Raw genomic sequence first — 22,117 nt, 5'->3', positions numbered from 1 at the left:
TTTATAACCCACCTTGTCCGATTTTGGAAATATCCTGCAAGGCCATGACGCAAATAAAGAATGCTTAATGTGCCACGGACTTTGAAAACATATTGATGACCAGAATCCCCAGCATGATCAGGAAGATGCCGATGCCGCGTGCCCAGTCCATGGTTTCGCGCCAGAGTACGATGCCGACGATGACTGTCAACACGATGCCGATGCCTGACCAAAGCGCGTACGCAGTGCCGATGGGAATGACCTTCAAGCTGAGCGAAAGCAAATAGAAGGATATGCCGTATCCCACTACAACGATCAGGCTGGGAATGAGTTTTGTGAATCCCTCCGAAAATTTCAGGGCGGTGGTAGCCGTCACTTCACTGACGACGGCAAAAAAGAAGATCAATGCGGTTTTCATAAGTTCATCCCTTTTGGTCATTTGATTTCAGGGATTGTACTTGTATTTCTGATGCAAAGCCGCAAAGCGGCAGGGATTTTATCCCCGCAACTTTGCGGCTTCAGTTTTCACAGAATGGGTAATCGGATTATTTATTCTGCAAAAAATTCACAACTTGCGCGTGGACCTCGCCTGATTGCAGCGCGCCTCTATGTCCCAGACCCGTGGTTTCAATGAACTGGGCAGACTTCCATGCGCTGGCGATGGCGTGGCTGTCATTCACGGGCGTGACGTTATCCGCCGCATCGTGGAACATCAACGCGGGGATGTGGATCTGCTGTGTCATGGTCTCGTTGACGATGGAGTCCAATTCGCCTTTTCCAAAGTTATCGTAGATCATATTGCGCATGCCTTCGATGATCTCATCGGGCAGGTTTGCGAGCACTTGAAAACGCGGAAGGGAATCCAAAAGCCGATTGAAAGCGCCCAGATACACCAGTCTGGTGGGAGGCGGAAAATTCCGATTGACCAGCGCGTAGGAGGTGATTAGAGTCCCGAATGAGTGGGCAATGATCGCGTCGAATCTTCCCTCGCGCTTTTCGACCAGATCCATGGTGGGGGTGATCTCGAGGATGTTCGTCATCTTCCCATCGGATTCGCCGTGTGCGGGCTGGTCATATGCCACGACTCGATATCCAGCAGCCAGCAGCGGTTCGACAAAGCCTGTCATTTGCGCGCGGGCGCCACCCCAGCCGTGCATCAACAAGACGGCGGGACCGCTATCGCCCCAGGTCGTCACCGCCAATTCGCCGCCCTCGAAGGGGAGGCGGTAATTGTTTCCGCGTGCGATGACCTCGCGGTCCGCGGACTTTACTTCGTATTGCGACGGGCTGAAAAATGCCTGATAAGCCTTCTTCACGATGCCTTGATACTTTGTTGCGGTTGGTTCTAAAGTTGTCATTGATTCTCCTTGTGATTTACTTACCAACTAGTAAGTTTTGATGTTAAAAAATTTTAGACGAGCAGATCCAGCTTAAGCTGCTCGATGACATCACGGAACTTTTTTGTTCCCAATGCGCGGGCCATTTGCAAGCCCCCCTGCAAAGTGGACAGGATCAGCGCGGCCTTGTTGGCGGGCTCGCCGTTGAAGCGAAACGCACCTGCGTCCCTGCCTTCGGCGAGCATGCTTTCGAGCCAGGCCAGCAATTCCTTGTGCATGGATTGAACTTCCGCCTGCAAACCTTCAGGGATCGAATTGAATTCAACTTCCATCGAACCAACCAGGCAGACCTTGCCCTGGTCAGCGCGCATGGCGGTGTAGATGCTGAAGAACCAATCCAGTTTTTCCTGTGGAGCAAGATCTTTGACGCGGGCATTGTTGACCCACAATTTGAAGCGGTCACGATAACGCTGGATCACCGCCCGACCCAGATCCTCTTTCGTAGGGAAGTGATAATGAATGGCTGCATTTTTCACGCCAAGCTCCGACGCGATGTGAGCATAGCTAAAGCCGTTGAAGCCCATGTCTTGCAAAAGGGCTTCCGCCAGATTCAAAATCGTCTTCTTGGAATTCTCAATTTTGACCATAGTGGTCAGATTTTACTTACTAGTCAGTAAGTTGTCAAGGCTGAACGTCTGAAAACACAGAGCACCTTGCCGAGTTTTTACAAATTGATGAACAAAGTTGAGTTTTCCACGATTCCGAATAAAAACAAGCCGAAGCGCGTATATATGATGAAAAGGCAGCAACAGAAAAGGAATGTCCCGGTGGTTATCGGTTTTGAAATAAGTGAAGCAGAGCTTGTCATCAGGGCGCAGGGTGGTGACCGGAGCGCGTTCAGCGAATTGGTCTGCATCCATGCCCAAGGCGTAATAAATGTCATCTTCCGCATGTGTGGCAACGCGCAGGTCGCAGAAGATGCCGCACAGGAGACATTCATCCGCGCATGGTCGCATTTGGGTTCCTTTCGCGTGGATTCGTCCCTGCGCAACTGGCTCTACCGCATCGCACTCAACACCGCAACGGATATGCTGCGCAAAGAGAAGCGCATCCTGCCTGGAGATGTGGACGATTTTCAACTTGCCGACCCGCAGCCCGGTCCCGAAGGAATCTATTTGCAGGAGGAGCGGACTGCGCTGGTGCAGGCCGCGATCCAGTCCCTGCCGGATGCAAGCCGCGCGGTGCTGGTGCTGAAAGAGTACGAAGGGTTTTCCTATCGCGAAATTGCGGATGCGCTCGATATTCCAATCGGCACCGTCATGTCACGTTTGAATTATGCGCGTCGTGTATTGAAGGAAAAACTGGAAGGACAGAGGATCGTGTTGATGGAGGCTGAACATGTCTAACCACGTAACAGAATGGTTGAACGCTTATCTGGATGATGAACTGAAAAACGGACGGCTTGATCAAGTGGAAAAACACCTTGCCGAATGCGAGCAGTGTCAGGCGGAGTTGGAGTCTTTGCAGAATGTCTCCAGCCTGCTGCACGAAGTGCCCGCGCCCGAATTTATATCGTCAGAGAGGTTCGCTTCCCAGGTCAGCCTGCGCCTTCCGCACGAACAGCCACGGGCGACGAAACGCAAAGCGCAGGAGATGGGCTGGTGGATGATACCGGTCAGCCTGCTCCTGCTCTGGGTTCTCATCGGCACCTCCGAAGTGGTCAGCGAAGTGATCTCGACCGCGGACAGGTTTGGCTTGTTGACTTTGGGCGAAACTCCCGCCTGGCTGGCGGCTGATTCGTCAACTGGAACCCTTTGGTCGGGAACGCTTGAAGAATTCGGACTTCTGAGCGGGAACAGCCTGCAATGGGCTGAACTCACAGAGTCCTTTACGAGAAACAAACTGCCTCAGATCGTCTTGCAAGTGGCGATTGCCCTGCTGTATCTGAGTTGGATTGCGATCTGGTGGGCGCGGCAGACGCGTCGGGAGCACGGCCAACTCCTCGAAGGCTGAACCAGCCCACAGTTGAATAACCCGTTGTGTCACCTTGAGCGACAGCGACACTTGCGCCGCACGCCAGTGCAGGTGAAGGTCCCTGAGATTGGCGTAGAGATTCTTCGCTACGCTCAGAATGACACTCTTATAAAAAGGAAAGAGGTAAAAATGGATCCTATCAAAATTTTAAAACGTGCCTGGCACATCCTGTGGAGTTATCGAGCATTGTGGGTCTTCGGTTTGATCCTGGCAATGGCGGGCGCAGGCTCGTCAGGCGGTAACGGCTCGAACAGCGGTTCCCGCTATGAAGCGAACTCTCAGAGTAATCAACAACATGAGACGTTCCCCGAAGATATGCCTCAAACTTTCGAAGAGTTTACCCAGGGAATGGAACGACTCTTCAACGAAGGAATGTCCGAGATCGGAATTCCGAAAGAGGATTTGACCACCCTGATCTGGATCGCGGTCATCTTCGTGGTGTTTAGCATGATACTGGGGCTTGTCGTGGCTGTCGCCCGATACGTGGCTGAGACTGCCGTCATCCGCATGGTGGATGAATATGAAAACACAGGCTCGAAAATGACTGTCCGAGAGGGCTTCCGCATCGGCTGGTCGCGCACCTCCTGGCGGCTGTTCCTGATCAACTTGTTGGTGAACCTGCCGATGATTCTCACTATGTTACTGCTGCTCGGTTTGGGAATCATGGTCTTCATGAGTTTCACGCAAGGGAGTCAGGAAGCTGGGATGGTGAGCATTGTCATCTCTGCCGTTATCCTGTTCCTGGTCATCTTTGTAGTGGCAATTGTCAGCATCTTCCTGGGATTGCTGCGACACTTCTTCTGGCGCGCCTGTGCTTTGGAGAACCTCGGCGTACGCGAATCACTGAGCCGCGGATTCCAAATGGCGCGCGAGAATTGGAAGAATGTCGGCATCATGTGGCTGGTGATGATCGGGCTGGGAATTGTCTGGGCGATCGTTTCCATCATCGCCTTCATCCTGACCATCCCCGTGGTTTTGGTCACGGCTGTGGCTGGCGCTCTCGTGGCGGTCATCCCTGTATTGCTCGCGGGCGGACTGACCAGCATCTTCCTGAGCGGATGGTTGCCGTGGGTCATCGGTGTGCTCTTTGCGCTGCCATTGTTCTTCACGATTGCCTTCTCCCCCTGGCTATTGCTTGGCAGTTGGCAGACCGTCTACGCCTCCACCGTGTGGACACTGGTCTACCGAGAGCTGAAAGCCCTCCCCGCGCTGACCTCGCAGGGTGTAGATGCAACCCCGCTGCCTCCAGTGAGTTGATTTGAATTTGTTTGAAATGGAAAGGGCGACCTCAAACGGGTCGCCCTTATTTTATTATATCGAGTGCGTGTCCATGCTAGGGTTTTGGTAACAGTTGTCAATGCTATAATAATCATGTTCATTTTCAGTCATCAAAGGAGGTTATTCTAATGAAAAGGCACGGATGCATGTCAACCTATTTGCTATACATAGTTATATATTTTGTGTATTTCATCTTGATTGGCAAACTCTTATCTCTTTTGCCCCTAAGTATCAAATCCGATGATTTGCTTGCCATATCTCTGTTTGTATCCTTTGTGTTGGCTGCTTTAACAGCCGTAGCTATTATGAACAGAAAAAAGATAATTAACTTCTTTGGATCGAAAAAGGAAAAAATCTGACTTTGCTATAGCCCTGCATTGCCTATTCCTTCTGAGTTGTGTTTCATACCGTTGACTATAGCCCCTCCGTCGTCCTTCGGACACCTACCACTCGCTGTGCTTTGGGTACTGTGTCCCCCAAATCTGACAATAAAATTTTGGATTGATATGGAAAATATTTCAATGCCGGATTTGGGGGAAGAAAACGACCTACACCCTCTCCCCTCGAAACTGCGTTTCATACAATTGACTGTACAGTCCGCCTGTGGCGAGCAACTCATCATGAGTTCCTCTCTCCACAATCTTTCCTCTGTCCATGACTAAAATCAAATCAGCAGCCAGGATCGTGCTTAGTCTATGCGCGATGACGATGCTGGTTCTGCCTGCCATGACTCGTTTTAGTGCATCTTGAATCAAAGATTCAGACTCGCTGTCGAGTGAACTTGTCGCTTCGTCTAAAACAAGGATGCGCGGATTTTTCAAAATGACTCGCGCAAGGGCAATGCGTTGTTTTTCGCCGCCGCTGAGTCTGTATCCGCGCTCGCCGACGATGGTGTCGTAGCCTTCGGGCAGGTCCATGATGAAGTTGTGGATGTTGGCGGCTTTGGCGGCGGATTCGATCTCAGCCTGGGTTGCTTCAGGTTTGGCGTAGGTCAGGTTCGTGCGGATGGTGTCGTGGAAGAGATAGGTCTCCTGCGTAACCATGCCGATGGAATTGGCCAGCGACTCGAGCGTCACATCCTTCACGTCGTATCCGTCGATGCGGATGATGCCATCGGTTGGATCGTACAGGCGCGGGATGAGGTAGGTCAACGTAGTCTTGCCTGCGCCGGATGGGCCGACCAATGCAACCAACTGTCCGGGACGGGCGGTAAAGGAGATTCCTTCCAAAGCGACTTCGCGTGCCTGGGATGTTGAGTCAGCTTCGGGTGAGTCAGATGCGGCGCTTCTTTCATCCCGACGATTGATCGTGGACGATTGACCATTCTTCCCCTGTGAATTTTTACTGTCAGCCGAAGACTTTCCGCTGAGCACTGCTGTTACGTTATCCATGCTTCCGTAGCGTTTGACTTCGCTGAGCAGTTTGGTGTCATCCACTTTGTAATTGAAGGTGACGTTATCGAATTCGAGTTTGCCTTGAACATTTTGGAAATCGAACGCTTTGTCCTTTTCGAGAATATCCAGCGGAAGATCGATGATCTCAAACACGCGTTCAAAGGAAACCATGCTGGTTGAAAATTCAACAGGCGCGCCAGCGAGCCCTTGCAGCGCACCGTAGAGTTGACCGAGATATGAACCGAACGCAACGATGGTGCCGACGGTGAAGACATCGGTGATGACGAAGTAGCCGCCCAGCCCGTAGACGAGCGCCGTGCCCACTGCCGTGACCAGCCCGAAGATGACGAAGAACGAAGAGCCGACCACCGCGCGCCGAATGCCGATATCGCGCACATTCGCGGCGCGTTCACGGAATCGTTTTTCTTCTTCACGCGAGCGGCCAAATAATTTGACCAGTAACGCGCCGCCGATATTGAGAGTCTCGTTCATGTGCGCGTTCATCTGCGCGTTGGTATCCATGGCCTGGCGGGCAATATCACGCAGAACGGTTCCGAGTCGCTGTGCCACGAGGATGAACAGCGGCAAAATGAGAATGCTGACAATGGTCAGCCGCCATTCGAGCGTGAGCATGACTGCCAGCAGTGCGATGGCTTCGATGAGATTGGTCACAATGTTGACGATGGTATTGCTGATGGCGTTTTGCGCGCCGACCACATCATTGTTGAGGCGCGACATGAGTTCGCCTGTTTTGGTGTTGGTGAAAAACCGCAATGACATGCGCTGCAGCCGCGCGAAAAGAGTCGAGCGCAGGTCGTAGATCACACCCTCACCGACTGTGGAATTCAAACGCCGTTGGATCACATTGATTCCCCCGCTGATGGCTGGGATCAGCAGCAGCGCGATGCCGAGGAAGATGAGTCGCTGGGTGTCTTTGGCGGGCAATACCACATCGATCATATTACGGAAGATGAGCGGGGTCAGCAGCGATGCACCCGTGCCGAGCAGGATCGTCACGAGCATGCCCGCGATGTGCCACCAGTAAGGTTTGGCGTAATTGAGGACGCGTAATAAAAGTTCCTTGGTCACTTTGGGCTTTTGGTCGCCCTGGCGCATGGCCATAAACCAGCCGTATCCGTGCATTGTGTAATCTCCTGGTTTCGTAGTCGGTTGGTCACGTAGTCTTTTGACTATCAGACCATGCGACTATAAGACCAAGCGACCAAATCGGCAACTGGACGAAGGGGGAGGTTAATGAAAGTCTGATGGGAGATTGGCGCGTGTATAATTTCCTGCGTGGATATGGTTTTGGATGCTGCTGATGTGAAATGGGCTGCCGATGCGGCTCATGCTTCCATCGAAAAATGGTCGCAGCGCGATGGCTATTACAACAACCGCCTCGCTTCGCACTTGACGGGGAAACTGGGCGAGCTTGCAACGGAGAAATATCTGCTCGAAAACGGATTTAAACTCGATTCGCATTTCCGATTTCCGGAGCGCGAGAATTTGTGCGATATCGTTGTGAAGATCAAAAATTATTCGCAGGTGCGCAGGCTCGAAGTCAAGACCTGGAGCGCGAGCTACTGGATGGATTTGGGACGCTGTATCGCTGTGGATCAATATCCAATTCTGAAGAAGAAAGCCGATTTGGTGCTTTGGTGTGTACTCGCGCCAGTGGACATGGATGAGTTGATCAAATCCCCGTCGCCGCTTGTGGTTTCCCTGACGGGTTGGTCCACCGTGGAGGAGGTGTCGGGTGCGGCGGTCAAGGCTACGGGGAGCGGTGGAATGCGCAAGGTGACGAATTACCAGTTGGACGAAAAAGACCTGCATCCGTTTGCCGAACTCAGGGACGTATTAGAACAGCGATGAAGATTTCATTTCAAAAGAAAATCGGAGACCCTTCTCTCGGAATTTTATTTTTCTGGAAAATGTCTGTGGTGACCCGCAGTCCAATGACGATTGCGGAGCACTTTATCCCGGAGCCGTTCTTCGACTATTTGTTCATCCAAAAAGGGAGGGTCTACTGTGTGGCGGATGAGGCGGAGGGAAAGTTTGTCTTGCCCCGTCAATCGCTGCGGACTTTGCATACGCGCCCGGTGAAGTTGTCCTTTTCGACTCCGCTGGTTTTGTTTGGGGCGCGTTTTGCGCTTGGGTTTGCCGAGTCTTTTTCCGGGGAGATACAGGCCAATTGTTTTTTGAAGCAGGATTGGGTTAAGCGAGATGCGAAAGATCTTGAGTCGTTCGCATCTCAGGTGACGGAATATGTGCGTGCGCAGCGGAGTCCGAAGTCGCCGTACCCCATGCTGTTGCCGAATTTCGAAGAATCGGATTGGCTGGTTAATTTTTCAACACGGCATAAACGGCGTTTGTATCAGGCGGTGTTTGGATTGAGCAGAAAAGAGCTGCAAAATATTCGAAATGTGCATGTGTTCTTGGAGCAGGCTTGCGATTTTTCGTCACGAAATCCGCGCATCATCGAGCATGTGACTCCGGATGTGTTTTATGACCAGCCGCATTTGAATCACTCGTTCAAGAAGATGACCGGGCTTGCGCCTGTGGAGTATTTTCAGAACAGTTCGATCTTGCAGGATAACTTGATGTCCGCTTCTTACAATGAGGTTTTGCCTGCGGTGAATAAAATAGGGGTGTAAAAATTTACGCAAAGGAGATTGCTATGAAATACGCCAAATCAAAAAACGATATTGTGAATGAATACATCGGCGATTTAAACGATGAGATCGCTCCGCTCTTTTTGGAGATCCGTGCCTGTGTGTTGGCGGCGGGACCCGCTTTCAATGAGAGCATCAAGTGGAAGAACTGCCTTGTGTATGCAACAACGAAGAATCATATTCAAACCGTGGTTGGCAAAGGCAAGGTTTCGTTGATCTTTTTTGAAGGGACCGCGCTCAATGATAAGTATGGTTTGCTGGAAGGCGATGGCAGCAAGGCACGTACGATGAGGATTACGTCGCTCGATTTCAACAAAACTGCGTTGAAGGACTATGTCAAACAGACCTTGAAGAACGAAAAATAGGAGGCTTTACAAATGAAATCATATCGCGCATCCATTTCGATCAATGCCTCGCCTGAAAAAATTTGGAAGATTCTTTCAGATGCAAGCGGTTACCCAGCCTGGGACCTGAGCATGGACCACATTGACGGCAGGCTGGCCTTGGGCGAAACCGTGACATTTTTTACCAAGCTGAGCGCCCAATCCTTCCCGGTGAAAGTGACGGCCTTCGAGCCCGGTAAAAAAATGGTGTTGACGGGCGGCCTGCCGTTGGGATTATTTAAATCCGAGCGTACCCATACGCTGACCCCGTCAAAAGACGGGGGGACGAACTTCCACACCGAAGAGATATTCAGCGGGTTGCTGTTGCCGCTCTTCGGCAAAAACATTCCCGACCTGACCGCGAACTTTGAGGGATTCGTTGCGGCACTAAAAAAGCAGGTTGAAAAATAAATTACCTTACTCATTGGCAGTTGGCGATAAATGCAAGGCAGTTGTGTTGAAGCAACTGCCTTGTGCATTAAACTGCTAAAAATGAAAAGTTCATGTTTTCGAACAGGCAAGGATGTACAATAGAAGCAAGGCTAAGTATGCAATTATCTCCCCCGAATATTACTTATAGCTCACTGCTTTTAGTTGCGGGTACTGCCTGCCTGTTCGTTGCTGTTGCCATTCTGCAGTCACGGAGAAATGCAGTGGGTGCAACTTCATTGATCTTGCTGCTTCTTGCCCTCGCCTGGTGGGATACTACATACGCCATTTTTTGGGCGGGTACACCGGGACTTACCAAATATTTCTGGCTTGACATCACCTATCTTGGTGCGGTGAGTGTTCCGACGGCGCTGTTCGTTTTTTCTATGCAGATCACAAATCATCAAGGCTGGCTTAAACGTCCCTTTGTGAGCTTGCTTTATCTTGAACCGATCCTTGTACTGACCTGTCTTTTCACCGACGCATATCATGGACTATTTTTCGCCGGGAGACGGGCGGAAAACAGCGCGGTCATTCTGGACGCCGGGCCTGTTTTCTGGCTCAATGTGGTTTATTCCTACTCGTTGATATTGATTGCCACGATATTGATCGTGCGCGGATATCTTCGCTCTTCCGGTGTTTATCGCAGGCAGCTTGGCGTTATCCTTTTGGGTATCGGCTTTACCTGGTTGAATAGCATCATTTTTATTCTGGGATTAAATCCGCTTCCGGGTGCAGATAACACGCCGTTCTCCTTTACCATTGCCGCTGTCGCTTTTGCCTTTGCGGTTGGAAAATATCAATTGCTCGATTTGATCCCCGTTGCAAGGGATATCCTCATCGAAAAGATGCGGGATGGCGTGCTGGTCATCGATACCCAGACCCGCATTGTAGATATGAATCCCGCTGCGCAGAATCTGTTGAATATCAATACGAACATGCTTGGCAGGTCTGTCGAGGATGTCATCCGAAAATGGCCTCATTACAAAAAAGACTCTTCCAATTTTTCCCAGCCGCAGATTGAGATCAACCTGGGAGGAAGGTCGAGAAAATATGTTGATATGCAGGTCACGAATATTCTCGATGGAAAAGACAGGGATATCGGGCGGTTGATCATTCTCCATGACATTACCAATTTGAAGAAGGCACAGAATGAACTGCGATTGCTGGCAAATGTTGATTCGTTAACCGGGGCCATCAACCGAGGTCATTTTATGGAACTGGCGAAAAAGGAGATCCAGCGCTCGATTCGCTATAACAGAAAGCTGTCTCTTGTGCTCATGGATATGGATTCCTTCAAGAAGATCAATGATAACTATGGCCACGCCAGTGGAGATCAGGCGCTCATTACACTGACAAGGATCTGCGCACGTGGTACAAGGAAAATGGATGTATTTGCCAGATTGGGGGGCGAAGAATTTGCCCTGTTGTTGCCCGAAACCCCGCAAGAGATCGCCGCAGAACTTTCCGAGCGATTGCGAGAGGTGCTTGCGTCGAGTGTCATTCACTCCGAATCCTTCGAGATCAAGACAACGATCAGCATGGGGGTGACCGAATTCGGTATTCAGGAACAAGACACTTTTGAAGGGTTGTTTCACCGTGCCGATAAAGCTCTCTACAAAGCCAAGGTAGATGGGCGCAATTGTGTTGTCATGTGGCATAAAGGATTGGGGTAGCCGAAAATAATCTATGAAGAAAATAGACAAGCGTGGAAAATTACAGGAACAACCCTTCACTTTCAAAGAGGCCGCAGATGGAAAGGTTTTTATTTACTGGCACGGCAGGCAGGTTACGATCCTCAAGGATGGGATGGCTGAAAGATTCCTTCAAGGCCTGACAGATGAAAATGCCCAATTGCGCATGGCTCGTGTGACGGGTAACTTCAAACGCGGGAATGAACGAAAAGGGGAACAGACTTGAAAGCGGTCACAAAAACTGTTACTTGTGGGCAACGCGGTTTCGTCCGCGTTGTTTGGCTTTATACATCATGGCATCAGCGCGGTTGAGCAGCTCATCGAAACTGTTGTCCATCTCGGAGATTTCAGCGATGCCAACGCTCATTGTGGACTTGATGACCTTTGAATCCACTTCCATCGGTATTTCCACCCATGCAGTTTGAAAACGCTTTGCCACGGTCAACGCATCCTTGAGCGTAACTTCAGGGAGGAGCATGCCAAACTCCTCGCCGCCCAGCCTCCCAAAAATATCCTGCGTGCGTTTGTGTTGAATAACAAACTGACCGAACCACCCCAATACCTTGTCACCGGCATGGTGTCCGCGTGTGTCGTTGATTTTCTTGAAATGATCAAGGTCCATGATGAGCACGGAGAGCGGCAGATTTAGATCTTTCGAACGCTTGAATTCCTTTTGAGCCAGTTCAAAGAAATATCCACGCGAGAAGCTGTGGGTTAGCAGGTCGCTACGCAACAGGTCTTGTGTGATCTCGTGGGCACGCCTTTCGCTCGCGTATGCCTGAAACGCCCTTCGCTTAAAGGATTGGATCTGCAATGCAGATGCCAGTCCCAGCATGTGAACGAAGATGTGCGCCCCTGTGGTTGAGCCCACAATATAGGCAGGCACGCCGTACTTGTAATGATAAGCCACATACAAAGACCCAAGAGACAGACTGATGCTCAGGGCGAGGGTCTGTTTTAATTGCAATGGGGAGAGCAGGTATAACCCAAAGATGAATAATAGATCGAAGGTGGTCGCCAGGTAATCTGCTGGCCGCGTAAAGCTGAACAGGGAGAAATAGATCACATTGAGAAGCAGCCATGAAAAGACGAGAAGGTCGAATTTCTGCACCTGTTTTGTGCGACGCACCATGAACAAAAAAAACCCAGAAAGCAGTATTTGAATGGAACGAAAGGGGATCATCAGGTAAAAAAGATCCATGCTGGTCTGATACAGGATGAAATCCACGCGCAGCATGATGACGTTGGCAAGCAGCATGCAAACGGCTGTAATGATGAACATGGCAATGTCATCGCGTAGATGGAAGAGACGGAATTCATCCTCCAAATCTCCCAAGTGTAGGAGAATTTGTCCAAACAATCTTTTGAACATGATTAAATATCAATGATACCTTATGCTATAAATGAAAGGCACTTCATGGGTTGGACTTTCAAAAGTGTGAATTTGCGAGCGGGGTTGTCGAGATTGGTGAGTCCGTGAACATCAGTTGGCGATTCATGGCAATCTAATATCCAATAGGTATAATCCGATTTGTGCAAAATACAACTTCCTCCCCACGCCTTTTGTCTCGAACATCCATCATTACGATCTCACTTGTGGTTCTGTCTCTGGTTGTATCCAGCATGCTGCCTGCGGGGTTCTTTGCTTTGCTCTGGGACAGGTTGAATGTCTTTGCCACGGTTTTCCTTGGCATCTTTGTTGAGGCCGTTCCCTATTTGTTACTTGGGACTCTCGCTTCGGGATTGGTGGAAGTCTTTCTCGACCGCGACCAAATGAGCAGGTGGATCTCGCATCGCCCTGTTGCAGCGGCAGTGGGTGGCGCTTTCATGGGCATGATCTTCCCCGTGTGTGAATGCGGAGTCGTACCGCTCACGCGCCGACTCTTCAACAAGGGGCTGCCGCTTTCCGCTGGAATTGCCTTCCTGCTGGCCGCGCCTGTTCTGAATCCCATCGTGGTACTCAGCACCGCCTCCGCTTTTGGCTGGGGACAGATGCTGCTCTGGCGCATGGGTGTCAGTTTGATCATTGCCGTGGTGGTGGGGTTGGTCTTCTCGGTGGAACAGAATGCGGCCAATGTGCTGCGCCCCGTGCTGACCTCTTCGCATGACCATGACCATTCCCTTGAGGCAAACGCCTCTTTCAGTGAAAAGATGCGACGTGCTCTGCTGGTCACTGCCGATGAATTCTTCGAAATGGGACGCTACCTCATCATCGGCGCCATGCTTGCGGCGGCTTTGCAAACCTTCGTTCCGCAATCCAGCCTGCTTGCCATTGGCAGCGGCCCCGTAACTTCCGTGCTCGTCATGCTGGCGCTTGCCATTCTGCTTTCCATTTGCTCCACTGTGGATGCCTTCGTGGCGCTTGGTTTTCTCGGCACATTCAGCTTCGGCTCGGTGCTTTCGTTTCTGGTCTTCGGCCCGATGGTGGATATTAAAAGCATCATCATGTATTTGCAGGTCTTCCGCCGACGATCGGTGGCTTACATTGTCGCCATTCCATTTTTGATGAGTCTGCTGGCAGGCATTCTCTTTAACTATTTACAGCCATAGGAATTCCCCATGCCCAAACGACTTTACCGCTCTTTTCAAGCCTTGCTCCTGCTGGGGTTGTGCGTTTTCTTCGCATCGAAAGCCGCCAGCGGACAATTGACCTATTACATCAACCTGCGCTTCGTCCCGTTGACGATCTTCGGCATCATCCTGCTTGCCGTTCTGGTGCAGACCCTGTTCACCGAGATCAAACGCTCGCGCCAGAGTGAGCAGGAAGATGACCACGAACATGCACCTGTTTCGGCAAACCTGTGGTTCATGCTACTGCCCTTGTTGATCGGTGTGCTCATTCCCGCGCGCCCGCTCGATTCCTCTGCGCTTGCCACGAAAGGCTTCAATACCAACGCGCCGCTCGTCAGTGCGGATTCTTCAGCGCAATTGTTCGAAACCGATTCAGAGGAACGCAACGTCCTCGATTGGATCAAATTATTCAACTTCGAAAGCGATCTCACCCAATTCGTCGGGCAGAAGGCTTCGGTGATCGGATTTGTTTATTTCGATGAAACGCTTGGCAAGAATCAGTTCTTCGTCAGTCGTTTTGTTGTTTCATGCTGCGCGGCGGATGGGTTTGCCATTGCTATGGTGGGCGAATGGCCGCAGGCTTCTACGTTGGAAGAAGATGCCTGGGTGTTGGTTAAGGGGCGGGTCAGGGTCATCACCCTCAACGACCAATCTGTTCCGCTAATCGAAGCCGAGTCGGTGCAATCGATTCCCGTGCCTGAACAACCCTATTTATTCCCATGAAATTTCGTTCATCGCTCGATTCGATTGCGATCACGGTCATTGCTCTCCTGGCCGTGGTGATTGGTTTGGTGATTCTTTTTTCGGGGCAGGCGGGTGTTCGAGTAACAGCAGCCCTGCCCGAGCGGAGTCTGATCGGGCCTTTCCAAAAAATCAAGCTGACATTCTCTGAAGCGGTCGATCCTGTTTTGACCGAATCCCTTTTTTCGATCCAGCCCAAAGTGGATGGGACCATCGAATGGCTTGATGTACGCACATTACAATTCGTTCCTGTCCGACCGTTTGAATGGGGCGCCAGTTACAAGCTGACTCTCGGCCCGGGCATCCTCACCCAAAATGGACGCGCGCTGAAGAATGAACAAAGCTGGGAGTGGCGCGTGCGCGACCCGCTGATCGTGTATCTGGTTGCCAAAGATGACCAAAGCACGTTGTGGACGGTTGACATGAACGGGGATTCGCCCAACCGCATATCACCGGAAGAAATCAAGATTATTTCGTTTGATGTTTCTGCCGATGGCGAATTTATTGTTTTTTCCTCGGCGAATTCGCAGGGCGGTATTGACCTGTGGCGGATGAGTCGCACAGGCGGCGACGCCTCCATCCTGCTCAATTGCGGACTCGACCGCTGCACCACGCCATCCATCGCGCCAAATGGCACGCGCATTGCCTACTCGCGCGAAGCGGCGGGAGTTGGCCCGGGCCTGCCTTACGGTTCTCCGCGTGTGTGGGTGGTGGATTTGCAAAATGCGCAAACAGGCCCGGTCTACGAAGACCAGCAGGTTTTGGGGTACAACCCATCGTGGTCTCCCGATTCTTCAAAGTTGATTTCCTTCGATGGTCTTGCCGACCAGTTTCATCTGTTCGATTTTTCGAACAACGCGCAGATCCTTTTTCCATCCAACACCGGCGGCACGGTCACATGGTCGCCGGACGGCACGAAATTTCTTTTTACCGATATCGAACAATCGGAGAGCGGGTTGGTTACCCGCCTGCGCCTTGCCGATTTGTCATTGAACGATACCTCCACCCTGCTTGGCAGCAACGATGATCGCGATTATGCCTATAATTCCGTCGCATGGTCACCCGTGGAGGATTCGGTCATAGTCAGTCTGCGAAACGATGAAGATCAACCCGCGCAGATATTCTGGCTTTTCGACCCCGGCCTGCTCGATGGCATCATTATTGCCGATCAGCCCGGCTACACCTATAATTCGCCGCGCTGGAATTCGTGGGGCACTGCGCTGATCTTTCAGCAATTCAAATTGCGCGGTGAGTTCAAACCCGAGATCGGTCTGTGGCAGCATGGTTTCCGCGAACCGCTGACCATTGCCGAAGGAATCATGCCGCATTGGCTGCCGTAAAGTGAAAATGAAAAAACCAAAAATCCTTCTTGCCGTTATTTTATTGGTGCTGTTTTTTACACAGGCACTTCCCGTTCTCGCGCATCCTGCCGATGTGTACACACATCATATCCATATCAACATCGCGCAGGAGTCTGTAGCCATCAAATGGGAGATTCGCCCCGGTCCCTTGCTCATTCAATCCATCTGGTTCAATGCGGATGCCGATCAGGATGGCGCAGTAAATGAGGAGGAAGCCATCACGTGGGGCAATGCTCGGCTTTCGCAGATCACATCCCTGCTGAATGGAGTCAAATTGCCATTAACGCTTGATGGCGTGCAATTCCCATCCAGCGTGGATTTGTTTCAGGCAGGGCAGGAATTCATTGTTGTCAATCTATCTGCAAACACCATCGATTCAGGCGAGATATATCAGCTGGCATTCAAGAATGGATTTGAAGAACAAAAATCCCTCAATTGGTATTATGTCACCGCCGAAGATGGGATGAAATTCGAAACGCCCCAGCAAAAGAATGCCCAAATCGCGTTGAAAGTTTTTCCACCTTCCGCGCAGGATGGCGCTCAGGTTAAACTGCTCGATGTATGGGATAGCAGCATGCCGTCACTTTCCTCTTGGCAGGGCGGAACGCTTCCCGCCACGCCCGAGCCTGCCGCGCCAACTCCACAGCAGAACGCCAACCTTGAGCAACTCCTGGATCTCGTCCGCGCGAAGGAATTCTCGCTTTCCTTTTATATTTTTGCATTGGGTATTTCGCTGGTGTTGGGCGCTCTCCATGCGTTGACTCCCGGTCACGGCAAGACGGTCGTTGCCGCCTATCTCGTCGGTTCACGCGGGACCGTCTGGCATGCCGTGGTCCTCGGGTCAGTGGTCACGCTGACGCATACCGGCTCCGTCTTTTTGCTTGGCATCATCACGCTCGCCGCTTCGAAATACATCGTGCCGACGGATATCATTCCGTGGCTGGAAATCCTTTCCGGTCTGCTCATTGTTGGGCTTGGTATGTATCTGCTGTGGCAGAGATTTGTATACTGGTGGAAATTAAGACAGCCCGCCGTTGTACAGGAAAAATCCACGAGAAAGATTTCGTTAACCCCATCTGCCGCGCCGAAGAAAGTGACTGGTATATCGGTCATCCAAAAACCTTCTGCGAACATGCATCACCACGGCGATGGAAAACTGCATTCCCACGATGTGCCCGAAGCCATCACTTGGCGCTCGCTCATCGCCCTCGGCGTCAGCGGCGGACTTGTTCCCTGTCCCGATGCGATCGCGATCCTGCTGGTGGCGGTTGCCATCAATCGCATCTTCCTCGGGCTGGCATTGATCGTTTCATTCAGCCTCGGCCTGGCTGTGGTGTTGATCGCCATCGGTCTGTTGATGGTTTCGAGCCGCAGGCTATTCGATAAAGTCAGTTTTCTCGATAAGATCGCACCGGTCATGCCGATTGTCTCTGCGGTGGTGGTGCTGGCGCTTGGCTTCGCGCTCACGTGGGGAGCCTATGTCCGGGCGAAAGATTCTCTCGGTTTGGGCGAAGCAGGCGCGGGCGGAGTTGAAGATGCGCGCATTGTCTATCAACTCGAAGGACAGGACCGCATCAAGCAGTTATTCATTTCAGATATCCGCGGGTCTCAGCCAGTGGCATTGACGAGCGGCTCAAACAGCGCAGTGGATTTTGCCCCCTCCCCCGATGGCTCGCGTGTCGTGTACATTGCGCAGACAGGCGACTTGAAAAATGAAATTTGGCTCGCCGATGTGAACAGCGGCGAAAATAAAAAACTGGCCGATTGCAGCGAGGCGATGTGCTCGCAGCCGGTCTGGTCGCCGGATGGCTCGCGCGTGCTCTACGAACACATCAGCCTCGAAGCTACGAACGCTACCGGCCTGGCGACCCTGTGGTGGGTCGATGTGAATACCGGCAAGGCTCAATCTCTTTTTCAAGAGGAACAATTGCCGGGCGCGAATCCACGCTGGTCACCGGATGGAAAGTGGCTGAGCTATGCCACCTCTGAAAATATTCAGTTGTACAACCTTGAAAATGGGGAAAGCCGCGCCATCACCAGCGCGCTGGGCGCGTCTGCCGCGTGGGCACCGGATGGGAAATCCGTTTTGTATCGTGATGTCATCATTCAATCCAACCAGTTCATCACGCAGCTTTTCATTTACGACCTGCAGACAAAGACTTCTACCAATATCAGTCCCGACCTCGGCTTCGAGAATATTCTCGCTGCCTGGTCGCCCGATGGTGAATGGATCGCCGTGGTGCGGCGTGACCTTTCCATTCCGCGCGGCGACCAGATCTGGCTGATGCGCGCCGATGGCAGTGAATCGCACGCGATCACCGATTCGCTAAATTCACTGCACGGCACATTGAGTTGGTCTGGCGATGGAAAATCCATTTTGTATGACCTGTACGACCTGGATGCCTTTCCTCTGGCATCGAAATTGCAGATGGTGGATGTGGCTTCCAGTAAAGTGACCGACCTGGGCATCGCGGGCTACAACCCCAAATGGCTCTGGCCGTAAACAGGCTTTAACGCGGGATTGACTCCCGCGTTTTTTCTGGATATACTTATTGAAAATGATTTTCAGTAAGAAAAACGGTGAATATGTCCTCTGAAACCTGGCTGGAACAACTGCACGACAATGGATATCGCGTTACTGCCGCACGGCGCGCGGTGGTGGATGTGGTGTATGGAAACACCCACGCGCTCACACCCATCGAGGTGTACGATCAGGCGCGCAAAAAGTACCGTGCCCTCGGCCTGGTCACTGTGTATCGCACGCTTGAAAAACTCGAAGAACTGCACCTCATTCAACGCGTGCATCAGCCCATTGGTTGTCAGGCGTTCATCTCGGCGGGGTTGGGGCATCAGCATTTATTGTTGTGCAAAACCTGCGGTCAGGTGGAATTCTTCGAAGGTGACGATCTCGATGCGTTGACGAAATCCATCGCAAGGAAAACAGGTTACCAAATTCAGGAGCACTGGCTGCAACTGTTTGGCCTGTGCGCGAACTGCAAGTAAGAAGTTAATCCATCCCTCGTCATTGGCGAGGGATAAAAAACAGGAGTTCTAAATGAAAAAGGTTTTCAATACCATTATTGGGATGATGACCCTCGCGGCTCTTTTCTTAACCGCATGCGGGTCGGCCTCAACCGGCAGTGACGGCGCTTTGAGCGTGCTCGCCTCCACTTCCTTCCTCGCAGACATTGCCCAGAACGTGGCTGGTGACCGTTTGCAGATACAGTCCCTACTCCCCATCGGCGCGGACCCGCATGCCTATCAACCTGCTCCATCCGATGTGGCGAAGATTTCAGAAAGCAAAGTATTGATCCTGAACGGCCTCGAATACGAGCATTTCATCGAGCCGTTACTGGAAAATGCGGGTGGCGAACGTTTGGTCATCGAGGCGACGGCGGGGTTGACTCCGCTTCAAATGGAGGAACATGCCGATGAAGCAGAATCAGGCGACAGTCACGGTTATGAAGCGGGTGATCCGCACATGTGGCTTGACCCGAACCTTGTCATCACTTATGTCGAAAATATCCGCGATGGATTAAGCGAAGCCGACCCCGATGGCGCGGAGATCTACGCGGCCAATGCGGCTGCTTATATTGTGCAGCTCCAAGATCTGGATGCGTTCATTAAAGAGCAGGTCGAAACCATCCCTGTTGAGCGGCGTTTGTTGATCACGAATCATGAGGCCATGGGTTACTTTGCGGCTCGTTATGGGTTTAAAGTTGTGGATACCATTCTGCCGAGTTTTAGCTCCGAGGCGAGTGCATCGGCTCAGGAGATCGCGGCGGCTGTGGATGCGGTGAAGAGCTCAGGCGCGCCTGCCATTTTCCTCGGCGAAGTGGAAAATGCCGACCTTGCGAACCAGATCGCTGCTGAAACTGGTGTGAAGGTGGTGGATGGTTTGTACCTTGAATCCCTGACTGATGGCGGCCCTGCCTCGACCTATATAGAAATGATGAAGAATAATGTCATTCAAATTGTGGATGGTTTGAAGTAAGATGGAAGAGAAATAGACGCGTCTTTCACTCGACATTCCAAAATCGTAAATCAAAAATCAAATGACTCACACACCTCATCGTCTCGAAGTTCAAAATATCAGCATCGGCTATGGTGACAAGATCATCATGCATGATCTTAGTTTTCAAGTGCCGCATGGTGCGCGTGTTGCCGTGGTGGGGCCAAACGGCGCAGGTAAATCCACCTTGTTCAAAGCGTTGGTCGGATTGTTGCCTGTGAAAAGCGGACGAATCATCATTCACGGTGAATCGCTTGGCGTTCATAAGGATTGCGTGGCGTACGTCCCCCAGCGCGAAGAAGTGGACTGGCGCTTCCCGGTCACGGTCAACGATGTGGTGATGATGGGTCGCTTCGGGCAGATGGGCTGGTTTAAACGTGCGTCTGCACATGATCGCAGCCTGGTGCGTAAAAGCCTGGAGCAAATGGGAATCGCGGACCTTGCGGAGCATTCCATTGGTCAGCTTTCGGGCGGGCAGCAGCAGCGCGCATTTCTGGCGCGTGCCATTGCGCAGGAGCCGCATATCCTGTTGATGGATGAACCGTTCACCGGGGTGGATGTGACCACACAAGAGGTGACGCTCAACCTGCTTGATCATTTACACCGCAAACAGGTGACAGCGATCATTTCCACGCACGATCTAAATTTAGCCGCTTCACGTTTCGATCTTGTGCTTTTGCTGAATCATCGCCTGATTGCATTTGGAACACCGCAGGAAGTGTTTGTGAAGGAAAATCTCACACAGGCGTTTGGTAATTCACTGTTGGTGATGGAAAATGGAATGATGTTGGTGGATGAGTGCTGTCCTCCCGATGAAGAACATCACCATCATGCCGAGGCTCAATGAACTTTCTCTTTGAACCTCTTGCCTACGAATTCATGCAGCGCGGACTGCTTGCCTCAGTTATTGTCGGTGTGTTGTGCGCGGTGATGGGGACGTATGTTGTTTTGCGCGGCATGGCTTTTCTGGGTGACGCGATGGCACATGCGATCCTGCCGGGTGTGGCAATTGCCTACATCCTCAAAGGCGATCTGCTCATCGGCGCGGGAATTGCTGCTATTACCGTAGCCCTAATCATTGGACTGTTTACCAAAGATGGCGCAGTCAAAGAAGATACCGCCATTGGCATTCTGTTTGCGGCGGCGCTCTCGCTGGGTGTTGCGCTGATCAGCACCATGCAGACCTATGCAGTGGACCTGTCTCATATTTTGTTTGGCAATGTACTCGGAGTCAGTGTTTCAGATTTATGGCTGATCGGTGGATTGAGTTTTGCTATTTTGCTTACAGTGGCATTGCTGTTCAAGCCCTTTCTCGTCATTTCGTTTGACCCCGTTCTTGCTGCCACTTTACGCCTGCCCGCGGAATTGCTTCGCAACCTCATGCTCGTCCTGCTTGCGCTGACCGTGGTGGTCTCGCTCCAAACAGTGGGCGTCAGCCTGGCTGCCGCGATGCTGGTCACGCCCGCAGCAACGGCGTATCTGCTCACCCGTCGGTTGTTGCCGATGATGTTCGTCTCCGCAGCGATCGGCGCTTTGTCATCGGTCATCGGCTTGTATCTGAGCTATTACTTCAATATTGTGTCGGGTTCAGCCATAGTACTAACGGCTACCGCCATATTCCTACTTGGGTTCTTGTGGAAACGAATAAAGTCCGTATAAAATAATTTTATTGTTATCCACCAGACCAATCTATAGGAGAATTTCCAATGACCATTATTGAGGCTTCCATCAAGATCAACAAAACAGTTGAAGAGGTTTTTGATTACCTCACCAATCTCGAGAATATGAAGAAAATGAGCGAATATGTCACTGGCATTGAAGTGGATGGCCCGCTCAAACTTGGAACTAAATACAAGGTCACCACCACCAGCTTCGGTAAGTCCAATACCACGACGAATGAGATCATCGCTTTCGAGAAGAACAAACTACTCTCCACAAAGACCTACGCGCCGCCCCCCGCATCAGACATGGTCAATACCACCATCCTCGAAGCGGATGGTTCTGGCACAAAAATGATCGCGCAGATGGATGCCGTGCTCCTCCCGCCCGGAATGCCCAGCATGCCCGGCATGGAAGATATGATGAAGAAGCAGCTCATTACCGGTATCGAAACGACCCTTGCTTCATATAAAAAGGCGATCGAAGGCTAATTCATCACTTTATTGGTAGACTCGCTCCCGCCGCATCCCCGGCGGGAGTTTTTATTCCAACGTGCTGCTCAAAAGCGGTAGA

General features: G+C 51.5%; 23 protein-coding genes. 18 read left to right on the top strand and 5 right to left on the bottom strand.

The annotated features are described in order from the left end of the window. Positions 1–64 precede the first annotated feature (64 nt). From IPI86_RS01740 to IPI86_RS01730, 3 genes are all read right to left on the bottom strand, one after another. The gene (locus tag IPI86_RS01740; RefSeq protein ID WP_345296253.1) at positions 65–397 is read right to left on the bottom strand and encodes a multidrug efflux SMR transporter; all 333 of its coding nucleotides are present in this window, start codon (positions 395–397) and stop codon (positions 65–67) included. 127 nt (positions 398–524) lie between these two features. Next, positions 525–1,337, bottom strand: a complete 813-nt coding sequence (locus IPI86_RS01735; RefSeq protein ID WP_345296252.1) for an alpha/beta hydrolase — start codon at positions 1,335–1,337, stop codon at positions 525–527. Between the two features lie 53 nt (positions 1,338–1,390). After that, positions 1,391–1,963: a TetR/AcrR family transcriptional regulator gene (locus IPI86_RS01730; protein WP_345296251.1), complete on the bottom strand. Its 573-nt coding sequence runs from the start codon at positions 1,961–1,963 to the stop codon at positions 1,391–1,393. Positions 1,964–2,050: 87 nt separating this feature from the next. Here IPI86_RS01730 and IPI86_RS01725 point away from each other — a divergent pair, with 87 nt between their 5' ends. The 3 genes from IPI86_RS01725 (at position 2,051) to IPI86_RS01715 (ending at position 4,607) form a co-directional block, all read left to right on the top strand. Beyond that, the gene (locus tag IPI86_RS01725; RefSeq protein WP_345296250.1) at positions 2,051–2,722 is read left to right on the top strand and encodes a sigma-70 family RNA polymerase sigma factor; all 672 of its coding nucleotides are present in this window, start codon (positions 2,051–2,053) and stop codon (positions 2,720–2,722) included. Beyond that, the gene (locus IPI86_RS01720) at positions 2,715–3,329 is read left to right on the top strand and encodes a zf-HC2 domain-containing protein (protein ID WP_345296249.1); all 615 of its coding nucleotides are present in this window, start codon (positions 2,715–2,717) and stop codon (positions 3,327–3,329) included. The genes IPI86_RS01725 and IPI86_RS01720 overlap by 8 nt, the downstream gene beginning before the upstream one ends. Before the next feature lie 150 nt (positions 3,330–3,479). Beyond that, positions 3,480–4,607 carry a hypothetical protein gene (locus IPI86_RS01715; protein ID WP_345296248.1) on the top strand — a complete coding sequence of 376 codons (1,128 nt, stop codon included), beginning with the start codon at positions 3,480–3,482 and terminating at the stop codon, positions 4,605–4,607. Between the two features lie 569 nt (positions 4,608–5,176). On the opposite strand, the gene IPI86_RS01710 is transcribed toward IPI86_RS01715, so the two are convergent. After that, a complete protein-coding gene (locus tag IPI86_RS01710; RefSeq protein ID WP_345296247.1) occupies positions 5,177–7,165 on the bottom strand; it encodes an ABC transporter ATP-binding protein in 1,989 nt (662 codons plus the stop codon). A gap of 165 nt (positions 7,166–7,330) precedes the next feature. On the opposite strand from IPI86_RS01710, the gene IPI86_RS01705 reads away from it, so the two are divergent. From IPI86_RS01705 to IPI86_RS01680, 6 genes are all read left to right on the top strand, one after another. Further along, entirely contained in the window at positions 7,331–7,894 is a 564-nt protein-coding gene (locus IPI86_RS01705) for a hypothetical protein (RefSeq protein ID WP_345296246.1), read from the top strand. Positions 7,895–7,962: 68 nt separating this feature from the next. Then, on the top strand, positions 7,963–8,676 hold the full coding sequence (locus tag IPI86_RS01700) for a hypothetical protein (protein ID WP_345296245.1): 714 nt from the start codon (positions 7,963–7,965) through the stop codon (positions 8,674–8,676). A gap of 23 nt (positions 8,677–8,699) precedes the next feature. Beyond that, a complete protein-coding gene (locus IPI86_RS01695; RefSeq protein WP_345296244.1) occupies positions 8,700–9,059 on the top strand; it encodes a DUF1801 domain-containing protein in 360 nt (119 codons plus the stop codon). 12 nt (positions 9,060–9,071) lie between these two features. Next, complete coding sequence (locus IPI86_RS01690) at positions 9,072–9,488, top strand: SRPBCC domain-containing protein (protein WP_345296243.1); 417 nt, start codon at positions 9,072–9,074, stop codon at positions 9,486–9,488. Positions 9,489–9,625: 137 nt separating this feature from the next. Then, positions 9,626–11,182: a histidine kinase N-terminal 7TM domain-containing protein gene (locus IPI86_RS01685; RefSeq protein ID WP_345296242.1), complete on the top strand. Its 1,557-nt coding sequence runs from the start codon at positions 9,626–9,628 to the stop codon at positions 11,180–11,182. 13 nt (positions 11,183–11,195) lie between these two features. After that, a complete protein-coding gene (locus tag IPI86_RS01680) occupies positions 11,196–11,426 on the top strand; it encodes a hypothetical protein (protein WP_345296241.1) in 231 nt (76 codons plus the stop codon). Positions 11,427–11,444: 18 nt separating this feature from the next. Here IPI86_RS01680 and IPI86_RS01675 read toward each other — a convergent pair whose 3' ends face one another. Next, complete coding sequence (locus tag IPI86_RS01675; protein ID WP_345296240.1) at positions 11,445–12,572, bottom strand: GGDEF domain-containing protein; 1,128 nt, start codon at positions 12,570–12,572, stop codon at positions 11,445–11,447. A 161-nt stretch (positions 12,573–12,733) separates the two neighbouring features. On the opposite strand from IPI86_RS01675, the gene IPI86_RS01670 reads away from it, so the two are divergent. The 9 genes from IPI86_RS01670 (at position 12,734) to IPI86_RS01630 (ending at position 22,035) form a co-directional block, all read left to right on the top strand. Next, positions 12,734–13,750, top strand: a complete 1,017-nt coding sequence (locus IPI86_RS01670) for a permease (protein ID WP_345296239.1) — start codon at positions 12,734–12,736, stop codon at positions 13,748–13,750. Positions 13,751–13,759: 9 nt separating this feature from the next. Continuing rightward, on the top strand, positions 13,760–14,494 hold the full coding sequence (locus IPI86_RS01665; protein ID WP_345296238.1) for a TIGR03943 family protein: 735 nt from the start codon (positions 13,760–13,762) through the stop codon (positions 14,492–14,494). Further along, positions 14,491–15,852: a hypothetical protein gene (locus IPI86_RS01660; protein ID WP_345296237.1), complete on the top strand. Its 1,362-nt coding sequence runs from the start codon at positions 14,491–14,493 to the stop codon at positions 15,850–15,852. The genes IPI86_RS01665 and IPI86_RS01660 overlap by 4 nt, the downstream gene beginning before the upstream one ends. Before the next feature lie 7 nt (positions 15,853–15,859). Next, entirely contained in the window at positions 15,860–18,376 is a 2,517-nt protein-coding gene (locus tag IPI86_RS01655) for a DPP IV N-terminal domain-containing protein (RefSeq protein ID WP_345296236.1), read from the top strand. Between the two features lie 83 nt (positions 18,377–18,459). After that, positions 18,460–18,876, top strand: a complete 417-nt coding sequence (locus IPI86_RS01650; RefSeq protein ID WP_345296235.1) for a Fur family transcriptional regulator — start codon at positions 18,460–18,462, stop codon at positions 18,874–18,876. Between the two features lie 52 nt (positions 18,877–18,928). Next, positions 18,929–19,867 carry a zinc ABC transporter substrate-binding protein gene (locus IPI86_RS01645; RefSeq protein WP_345296234.1) on the top strand — a complete coding sequence of 313 codons (939 nt, stop codon included), beginning with the start codon at positions 18,929–18,931 and terminating at the stop codon, positions 19,865–19,867. A 61-nt stretch (positions 19,868–19,928) separates the two neighbouring features. Continuing rightward, a complete protein-coding gene (locus IPI86_RS01640) occupies positions 19,929–20,732 on the top strand; it encodes a metal ABC transporter ATP-binding protein (RefSeq protein ID WP_345296233.1) in 804 nt (267 codons plus the stop codon). Further along, positions 20,729–21,544, top strand: coding sequence for a metal ABC transporter permease (locus IPI86_RS01635; protein ID WP_345296232.1), 816 nt, complete (start codon positions 20,729–20,731; stop codon positions 21,542–21,544). Before IPI86_RS01640 ends, IPI86_RS01635 begins: the two co-directional genes overlap by 4 nt. Before the next feature lie 47 nt (positions 21,545–21,591). Continuing rightward, a complete protein-coding gene (locus IPI86_RS01630; protein WP_345296231.1) occupies positions 21,592–22,035 on the top strand; it encodes an SRPBCC family protein in 444 nt (147 codons plus the stop codon). The last annotated feature ends 82 nt before the right edge of the window (positions 22,036–22,117 follow it).

Origin of the sequence: Candidatus Villigracilis affinis, assembly GCF_016705895.1 — a bacterium.
Taxonomy (GTDB): Bacteria; Chloroflexota; Anaerolineae; order Anaerolineales; family Villigracilaceae; genus Villigracilis; species Villigracilis affinis.
The sequence above is the reverse complement of the archived record's forward strand: the minus strand, read 5'-3'. Positions and strand labels throughout refer to the sequence as shown.

What these genes read in the sequence shown, in the direction of transcription:
- IPI86_RS01685 (WP_345296242.1), top strand. Translation starts at nt 9,626, where the DNA reads ATGCAATTATCTCCCCCGAATATTACTTATAGCTCACTGCTTTTAGTT.
- IPI86_RS01715 (WP_345296248.1), top strand. Translation starts at nt 3,480, where the DNA reads ATGGATCCTATCAAAATTTTAAAACGTGCCTGGCACATCCTGTGGAGT.
- IPI86_RS01655 (WP_345296236.1), top strand. Translation starts at nt 15,860, where the DNA reads ATGAAAAAACCAAAAATCCTTCTTGCCGTTATTTTATTGGTGCTGTTT.
- IPI86_RS01650 (WP_345296235.1), top strand. Translation starts at nt 18,460, where the DNA reads ATGTCCTCTGAAACCTGGCTGGAACAACTGCACGACAATGGATATCGC.
- IPI86_RS01735 (WP_345296252.1), bottom strand. Translation starts at nt 1,337, where the DNA reads ATGACAACTTTAGAACCAACCGCAACAAAGTATCAAGGCATCGTGAAG.
- IPI86_RS01730 (WP_345296251.1), bottom strand. Translation starts at nt 1,963, where the DNA reads ATGGTCAAAATTGAGAATTCCAAGAAGACGATTTTGAATCTGGCGGAA.
- IPI86_RS01660 (WP_345296237.1), top strand. Translation starts at nt 14,491, where the DNA reads ATGAAATTTCGTTCATCGCTCGATTCGATTGCGATCACGGTCATTGCT.
- IPI86_RS01630 (WP_345296231.1), top strand. Translation starts at nt 21,592, where the DNA reads ATGACCATTATTGAGGCTTCCATCAAGATCAACAAAACAGTTGAAGAG.
- IPI86_RS01675 (WP_345296240.1), bottom strand. Translation starts at nt 12,572, where the DNA reads ATGTTCAAAAGATTGTTTGGACAAATTCTCCTACACTTGGGAGATTTG.
- IPI86_RS01635 (WP_345296232.1), top strand. Translation starts at nt 20,729, where the DNA reads ATGAACTTTCTCTTTGAACCTCTTGCCTACGAATTCATGCAGCGCGGA.
- IPI86_RS01680 (WP_345296241.1), top strand. Translation starts at nt 11,196, where the DNA reads ATGAAGAAAATAGACAAGCGTGGAAAATTACAGGAACAACCCTTCACT.
- IPI86_RS01645 (WP_345296234.1), top strand. Translation starts at nt 18,929, where the DNA reads ATGAAAAAGGTTTTCAATACCATTATTGGGATGATGACCCTCGCGGCT.
- IPI86_RS01725 (WP_345296250.1), top strand. Translation starts at nt 2,051, where the DNA reads ATGAACAAAGTTGAGTTTTCCACGATTCCGAATAAAAACAAGCCGAAG.
- IPI86_RS01720 (WP_345296249.1), top strand. Translation starts at nt 2,715, where the DNA reads ATGTCTAACCACGTAACAGAATGGTTGAACGCTTATCTGGATGATGAA.
- IPI86_RS01710 (WP_345296247.1), bottom strand. Translation starts at nt 7,165, where the DNA reads ATGCACGGATACGGCTGGTTTATGGCCATGCGCCAGGGCGACCAAAAG.
- IPI86_RS01740 (WP_345296253.1), bottom strand. Translation starts at nt 397, where the DNA reads ATGAAAACCGCATTGATCTTCTTTTTTGCCGTCGTCAGTGAAGTGACG.
- IPI86_RS01665 (WP_345296238.1), top strand. Translation starts at nt 13,760, where the DNA reads ATGCCCAAACGACTTTACCGCTCTTTTCAAGCCTTGCTCCTGCTGGGG.
- IPI86_RS01640 (WP_345296233.1), top strand. Translation starts at nt 19,929, where the DNA reads ATGACTCACACACCTCATCGTCTCGAAGTTCAAAATATCAGCATCGGC.
- IPI86_RS01695 (WP_345296244.1), top strand. Translation starts at nt 8,700, where the DNA reads ATGAAATACGCCAAATCAAAAAACGATATTGTGAATGAATACATCGGC.
- IPI86_RS01690 (WP_345296243.1), top strand. Translation starts at nt 9,072, where the DNA reads ATGAAATCATATCGCGCATCCATTTCGATCAATGCCTCGCCTGAAAAA.